The sequence below is a fragment of the Arthrobacter sp. ZBG10 genome (genome assembly GCF_001238605.1).
In the GTDB taxonomy this organism is placed as follows: domain Bacteria; phylum Actinomycetota; class Actinomycetes; order Actinomycetales; family Micrococcaceae; genus Arthrobacter.
This window is the reverse complement of sequence record NZ_LFQH01000024.1, coordinates 26,986-34,057: the sequence shown is the minus strand read 5'-3', so window position 1 is coordinate 34,057 and position 7,072 is coordinate 26,986. Positions and strand designations below refer to the sequence as shown.

Below are 7,072 nucleotides of genomic sequence, written 5' to 3'. Positions count from 1 at the left end.
TGGCCCCTCGTGCTAACCCTTGCGTACCCAATCACGTTGCCAGCCACGTCAAAAACCCTCTGCCGATCGTTTTGAATGATTTTCATTTCGAGAACCAGTTTTGACTAACGATAGGTGTGTTTTTCAAGCTTTTTCGGAGGCATGCCGAGTGTGAGTCAGAAACGGTCGTTTTTGACGGTCTCGCTGTCAAACACGATGGCACCATCTGCTGCCGAAGCTTCTTCAACGTGAGACGATCCAGCCATGGATGCGAACGAGTTGGCTCTCTGGGCGTTGATAGGAACGGCACTGAGCCTAATAGTCGCGATGTTTGCCTTGCTGGTGGCGATTATGGATTGGCATCAAATTGGCAGGGAAGAACCCTGGAACCTCACGAAGGTTCAGGACGACATATGGGTATTAGAACGTGTTCATCGTTCGCCTGTGATGATTACCTGCCTCCTAAACTTCCACGGAGGCGAGGTCAAAGTACTAAATGACGCTGGCATGCCGGTGGCACATTTCCGGAGGGGAACTAAGGAGGTCCTCCGCATAAGGTCTGCCCTAGGAACGAATCTGACAGTGTTTTATCGGCCTTACCCCCTGAGGCTGAGGCTGTGGGATCGCATACGCCGAGTACCTCGCATGGACCACATTAGGGAGTGGGGCAATCCACCTGACTCAAAAAAGACAAAACAGTGGTACACGCCCATCTACTAGCAAACATGCCTGCCATGAAGTCACCGCTCCCCCAGTAACGGTCGCTTTACGTACCGGACCGTTGCTGGAACAGGAACGGTCGAACTGGCAAGATCACGGAACAAGGGCTCTCGCCCACAGAGGGTCCTGACCTTTCAATAAAGCAGAAGTCCTGCAGCTCCGCGGAATCGCTCTGGGCCCGGCATGGGGGTTGGTTCGCGAACGAATCGAAGGCAAGGTCCTAGCCCACTAGGTGTTTGCTGGCTGTAGCCACCAGGTCTCCCACAGTTATGACGTCACCGGTTGTGATTCACGTCCGGCAGACTTGTGAGGTGAGTAAATTCGGTGACTTCTTGTGGACTAAGCGCACACAACTTGAGAGAGGCCTCATGATTGCCCTCGCGCTGTGTGTTCTGATGCTATCCACGGACGCAATAGTCCTGTTGAGCAAACTCCCCTGGGACTGGGGTAGTGCCGCCGACTGGTTTACAGGAGTCGTTACTCTATTCGGCTTCGTTGGGGCATTTTTCGCTCTGAGACTTCAAACATCGTCGTTGAGGATTCAGAAAGAACAGCATCAAAAAGATGTTGACAAGGATGCGGCTGCCGAGCAAGAAATTGTGGAGCAAGAAGCAGCGGCCGCGCAGGAGACGAAATGGAGATGCGCGAAGGGCACAAGCCTTGTCATAACCACTCAGCGCGGAGACCCACGCAACAACTACGTCTATAAACAGAAGCTACAGATACGTTGTGAAGTTCGAGCTCCACAAGGGGCTAACCTCAAGAACGTGAATCTTAGCACCCCTAGTCTTGGTTCCTTTTTCAAGGAGATACATCCTTCGGACCGAAACCTTGAAACTCTAACTCCTGCGCGTCCAATGAGGTGGACGATGGAAACCGATTATTGGCCGGCGGAGTTCGGTGAGGAGGTAGACGCAACAAAATGGTTGCAGGACCGAGTATCGGTTACTTTTACGGATCCGAACGGTGTCACGTGGACGCGTACGGGATCTGGAGGCCTGACTGATATGGCTCCACTAGGGGAAGCACCGTAACCAACAACCGGCGCGAGCCGGCACAATACACAAACGACTGCCCTCGCATCGAGATGAAAGCCAACCAGCACCCTGTAAAGGCTAATAGATACAATAGATTTATTGGATACACGAGTCCATAATTTTCCTAGCTTTTACGACCCACGCCAATGGATCCGGCTGGCGCCGGCGGGAATTCCTTGCCCTGGTTGTACTTCTGTTCTCGTTCAGCGGTGCGGACCAGGGCCGCTTGAAGTAGAAAGTCGGAGAACGACGCTTCCCTCTCTGCTGAGGTCGTGGGCGTGTGGAACCATGCTCCGCGGATTCTTTCGATAACCTCTTCATCCGCCCACACTGCGGCTTTCTTCTTGACCCTTCCGCCGGGCACCGGCCCTGGCTTGCGCCTAGTCTTAGCTGGCGCCAAGGGCTCAGCGCTGGCCGTGGGTTCAGTGACGGCAACGACGCTTCCGTTCGGCTGCGCAGCGACGAGAGGAGTCGAAGGAACGTCCTGGGCGTGCTCGATCGAATGAGTGCCGCCGAAGCTGCTCTTTTTTGGCGTGGGTCGGGTTGCCATGGGACTAGAGCCCTTTCATTTCGCTGAAATCGTGTTTTGGGAAGAGGGATTCAAGATGCTTCTGCAGATCCAGTTTTTCCAGGGCTGCGTAGTGCCGGGCGTACATCGCGTACGTCTCCCGGGCCAGCTTTGCTTCCACGGTCCACTGGTGGAGTCCGTAGGCGGCCTCTTGTGCATCCTGGATCAGACTGCGCATGGGAACGTGCGGCCCGATGACCGGCCAGGGCGTGTTGTCTTCAAGGTCCTGGACCCAGCTTCGGTGCCCCACCGTATTGCGAACCCCGTTCACCACAATGCCGGCGACCGTCAATAGTGGGTTGTAGTACCGCTGCACGCTTTCAAAGCTCTGCTGAAGCTGGCCCAGTCCGTCGAGGGAAAACTTCCCTGGTTGAGTCATCACAACGGCGCGATCAGCTGCGGTAAGGGCGTTAACGGTATGTAGGTCAAGGCTAGGAGCGCAGTCGAAGAGAATCAGGTCGTAGTCTGCCCGGATTTTTTCTACGGCTTCCCGTAGCCGGTATTCGCGGCCGTGCTCGCTGTGCAGTGCTTTCGTGGCCTTGTTGGTGTTCTGATTTCCTGGAATGACGCTGAGGGACGGCCATATACCCGTCACCGCGACGTCGGGAATCTTCTCCCCCACAAGCACGTCTGCAAAGGAAAGCTGGTCGGGTGCAACATCTTCGGCGGCAAGGATGCCGGTTAGGCTTCCCGGGAGCAGCAGCGCCTGCTCCGGCACGCTGGTCCGGCAGGCTGTGCCTGCCGGGGAACCATTCCGCCGGACCCGGCGTTGAAAGCAGCATGGACGACCCTCCTTCACACATGCCCTGGCCCCTCTGCCATCTGACCGGATTACCGGCCACCACGGGAGAGGGGCGCCGAAATGTATGAATGGATCATGCTCGGCATCGGCCTCGTCCTGACTGTCGGCACCGGATTCTTCGTTGCCTCGGAATTCGCGCTGGTCAACCTTGACCGGCACGACCTCGAATCCCGGCAGACCCGCGGCGAGAAACGCCTGGGCCCCACCATCAAAGCCCTCCGGATCACCTCAACGCACCTGTCCGGCGCGCAACTGGGCATCACGCTCACCACGCTGCTGACGGGCTACACGTTCGAACCGGCCATCAGCCGGATGCTTAGCGCTCCCCTGACGTCGGCAGGCGTACCCGAGGCCATTGTGCCGGCCGTCGGCTCCGTGGCCGGCATCTTCCTGGCCACCATCTTCTCCATGGTGATCGGCGAACTGGTCCCCAAGAACTTCGCCCTTGCGCTGCCCCTGGCCACCGCCAAGGTGGTGGTGCCGTTCCAGACCCTGTTCACCACCGTGTTCAAGCCGGTGATCCTGCTGTTCAACAACACGGCGAACAACATCATCCGCAGCTTCGGCATCGAACCCAAGGAGGAACTCTCCGGCGCCCGCAGCGCCGAGGAGCTCAGTTCCCTGGTGCGCCGCTCCGCCGTCGAGGGCGTCCTGGACCAGGACCATGCAACCCTCCTGCACCGGACACTGCGGTTCTCCGAGCACAGCGCGGCGGACGTGATGACCCCGCGTGTGCGGATGACCGCCGTCGGAATCCAGGACTCGGCGGAGGACATCGTCGCCCTGGCCACTGCCACTGGATTCTCGCGTTTCCCCGTGATCGGCAGGGACCGGGACGACGTGGTGGGGGTGCTGCACGTCAAGCAGGCCTTCGCCGTGGCGCTGGCCGAACGGCCCGCCGTCCGGGCTGAACAACTCATGATCGATCCCATCCGCGTCCCCGAATCCATGGGCGTGGACACACTCCTGGGCCTGCTGCGGCGCCAGGGCCTGCAGGTGGCCATCGTGTCGGACGAACACGGCGGCACCGCCGGGATCGTCACCCTGGAGGACCTGGTGGAAGAGATTGTGGGCGAGCTGGAAGATGAACACGACCGTGCCCGGGTGGGTGTGGTCCGCACCGGCCGCTCGCTGACCTTTGATGCGGCGCTGCGCCCCGACGAGCTCCTGGACCGGACCGGGGTTGAAGTCCCGGACGGCGGGGAGTACGACACTGTGGCCGGTTTCGTCACGGACCGGCTGGACCGCATCCCCGAGCTCGGTGATGAAGTGGAGCTCGACGCCGGCACGCTGCGGGTGGAGCGGGTAGTGGGCACGCACGTGGAACGGCTCCGGTTCACCCCGGCCGGCGCAAGAGCGGCCGGCAGCGCCCACGACAGAATCATCGACGACATCACGCAGGAGCTGACCCATGAGTGAGTACCTTCCCGGCATCATCTGGCTTGTTGTCCTCCTGGTGGTGAATGGCTTTTTTGTGGGCGCCGAGTTCGCCGTCATTTCGGCGCGCCGCTCCCAGATCGAGCCCAAGGCCGAGGCCGGCAGCAAGGCCGCCAAAACCACGCTGTGGGCCATGGAACACGCCACCCTGATGCTGGCCACGAGCCAACTCGGCATCACGGTCTGTTCCCTGGTGATCCTCAACGTTTCCGAACCTGCCATCCACCACCTGCTGGAGATCCCGCTGGGCCTGACCACACTCTCCGGCGAAGCGATCGGCGTCATCGCGTTCATCGCAGCGCTGCTCCTGGTCACGTTCCTGCACGTGGTGCTGGGCGAGATGGTGCCGAAAAACATCTCGTTCTCGGTCCCCACCCGTGCGGCCCTGATCCTGGCGCCGCCGCTGGTGCTGGTGGCCCGGATCTTCAAACCGGTAATCTGGACCCTTAACGGCATTGCCAACTCCATCCTGCGGCTGTTCAAAGTGGAGCCCAAGGACGAGGCCACCAGCGCCTACACCCTTGATGAGGTGGCAAACATCGTGGCCCAGTCCACCCGGGACGGCATGTTGAAGGACACCACGGGCGCCCTGACCAACGCCTTCGAGTTCACGGCCAAAACCGTGGCGGACGTCCAGGTGCCGCTGGCGGACATGGTGCTCCTGCCGCAGTCCGCCACGCCCTTCGACATCCAGCAGGCGGTGGGCCGGCACGGCTTCTCGCGCTACATCCTCACGGACGGCGCCGAGGAACCCGCCGGGTACCTGCACCTCAAGGACGTCATGGACCTGGTGGCGCCCGGCACGTTCGACGCGCCGGTGCCGGCCAAGCGGATCCGGCGCCTGGCGTCGGCGTTCGCAGGGGCGGAACTGGAGGACGCGCTGGCCGCCATGCGGCGCACGGGCGCGCACGTGGCCCGCGTCTTCGACGCGCAGGGCCGGACCACCGGCGTGCTGTTCCTCGAGGACATCATCGAGGAGCTGGTGGGCGAAGTACAGGATGCCACCAGCGCCTGACCTGCGCAAATGGGTGGTGCGGCGCCAACCGCGCCACCCGTTTGTGCACTCAACTTTCTCGCCGCAGGGGCTGGCCGACGACGGCGGGCGGCGCTAGAGTGAAAAGCGTCCGCCACCGCGCGGGCACACGAAGGAACGGGCCTCGAACAGGCCCCGGAGGATGGGAGGTGGTTTTGATGACTGCAGTTGTTGCGCGCCGTGCGCGCCCCGCCATCAACCACCATTCCCTCCCCTCCCGCACCTGCGCCGCCTGAGCGGCGCCCGCAGCGGCATCCACGCCGGACAGTGGCAGGGGACCTTTTCCGAAGGTAACCACCGTGAACAACCCTTTGCCCAGCACCGCCGCAACTTCCGGCGGCCCCATCAACTACGGCTACGGCCCCCGGGCCGCAGCCCACTTCGAGAACAACCCGCTGCCGGGTGCCACCGGCCGCGGCCGGGTGGTCCGGGTGGACCGAACACTCCTCTTAGTGGCGTCTGAGGAGGGCACCGCCCATCTGCCCTACCCGCTGACCGGGGAAACCGCCGTCACCGGGGACTGGGTGTGGACCGGGCCCAACCGGGCCGGTCCGCACCAGATCCTCGGCATCCTGCCGCGCCTGACAGAGCTCAGCCGAAAACGCGCCTTCGAGGATTCCTCCGAGGCCCAGGTCCTCGCCGCCAACATGGACGTGGTGGGCGTGGTGGTGCCGGTGGACCGTCCGCTGACCCATAACCGCCTGGAACGGACCCTGGTGGCCGCCTGGGATTCGGGGGCCACTCCCCTGGTGATCATCACCAAAGCGGACCTTGCCGACGTGGCGGACGACGTCGTCGGGAAGGTCATCCTGCAGGCCGCCGGCGTGGACGTGGTCACCACCTCCGCTGAAAATGGCGACGGCATCGACGCCTTGCTGTCCCACCTGCCCGGGGGCCGCACCATCGTGTTCCTGGGGCCTTCCGGCGCCGGAAAGTCCACCCTCATCAATGCCCTGGCAGGCAGCGAGGTGCAGCACACCGGGGACGTGCGGGCCGGCGATTTCAAGGGCAAGCACACCACCACGGCCCGGGAGCTGATTCCCTTGCCCAATGGGGCTGTCCTGATGGACACCCCCGGAGTGCGTGGTTTCGGCCTTTTTGATGCTGCCGACGGATTAGGGGAAATGTTCGGGGACGTGGCGGAGCTGGCCGGGAGCTGCCGGTTTGCGGACTGCGCCCACCGGACCGAGCCTGGCTGCGCTGTGCAGGCCGCCCTTGCCGACGGCAGCCTGGCCGAACGCCGCTGGCTCAGCTACGGGAAGATGCAGCGCGAGCTGGCGGCCCTGGCCCGCCGCAGTGATGTGGCGGCGCAACGCGCCTATTACCGGGAATGGCACCAGAAGGTGGTTTCCGCCGGGACCTCGCAGCGTTCGGCCGAACGCGGGCTGGCGGAGAAGCAGGAACGGTCCGGCGGGAAGAACCGGCGCGGGCGGCGGTGAGGCGCAACGCGTAATCAAGAAGGCCCCTGCGTTTCCAATGCCTTTCGCAGGCGATGG

Annotated in this window: 6 protein-coding genes; 5 read left to right on the top strand and 1 reads right to left on the bottom strand. The window is 62.4% G+C overall.

Translation table 11 applies throughout. The features are described 5' to 3' along the window. Positions 1-243 precede the first annotated feature (243 nt). Complete coding sequence (locus ACU18_RS19580) at positions 244-699, top strand: hypothetical protein (protein ID WP_157407593.1); 456 nt, start codon at positions 244-246, stop codon at positions 697-699. A 311-nt stretch (positions 700-1,010) separates the two neighbouring features. Continuing rightward, the gene (locus tag ACU18_RS19575) at positions 1,011-1,733 is read left to right on the top strand and encodes a hypothetical protein (RefSeq protein ID WP_157407590.1); all 723 of its coding nucleotides are present in this window, start codon (positions 1,011-1,013) and stop codon (positions 1,731-1,733) included. A 557-nt stretch (positions 1,734-2,290) separates the two neighbouring features. On the opposite strand, the gene ACU18_RS06015 is transcribed toward ACU18_RS19575, so the two are convergent. Further along, positions 2,291-3,022, bottom strand: a complete 732-nt coding sequence (locus ACU18_RS06015) for a ParA family protein (RefSeq protein ID WP_050684626.1) — start codon at positions 3,020-3,022, stop codon at positions 2,291-2,293. Positions 3,023-3,166: 144 nt separating this feature from the next. Between ACU18_RS06015 and ACU18_RS06010 the strand changes: the two genes are divergently transcribed. The 3 genes from ACU18_RS06010 (at position 3,167) to rsgA (ending at position 7,015) form a co-directional block, all read left to right on the top strand. Next, entirely contained in the window at positions 3,167-4,525 is a 1,359-nt protein-coding gene (locus ACU18_RS06010) for a hemolysin family protein (protein ID WP_050684625.1), read from the top strand. Beyond that, positions 4,518-5,558 (top strand): hemolysin family protein, encoded by a 1,041-nt coding sequence (locus ACU18_RS06005; RefSeq protein ID WP_050684624.1) that lies wholly within the window; start codon positions 4,518-4,520, stop codon positions 5,556-5,558. The genes ACU18_RS06010 and ACU18_RS06005 overlap by 8 nt, the downstream gene beginning before the upstream one ends. 317 nt (positions 5,559-5,875) lie before the next feature. Beyond that, on the top strand, positions 5,876-7,015 hold the full coding sequence (gene rsgA / locus ACU18_RS06000) for a ribosome small subunit-dependent GTPase A (protein ID WP_157407587.1): 1,140 nt from the start codon (positions 5,876-5,878) through the stop codon (positions 7,013-7,015). Positions 7,016-7,072 lie beyond the last annotated feature (57 nt).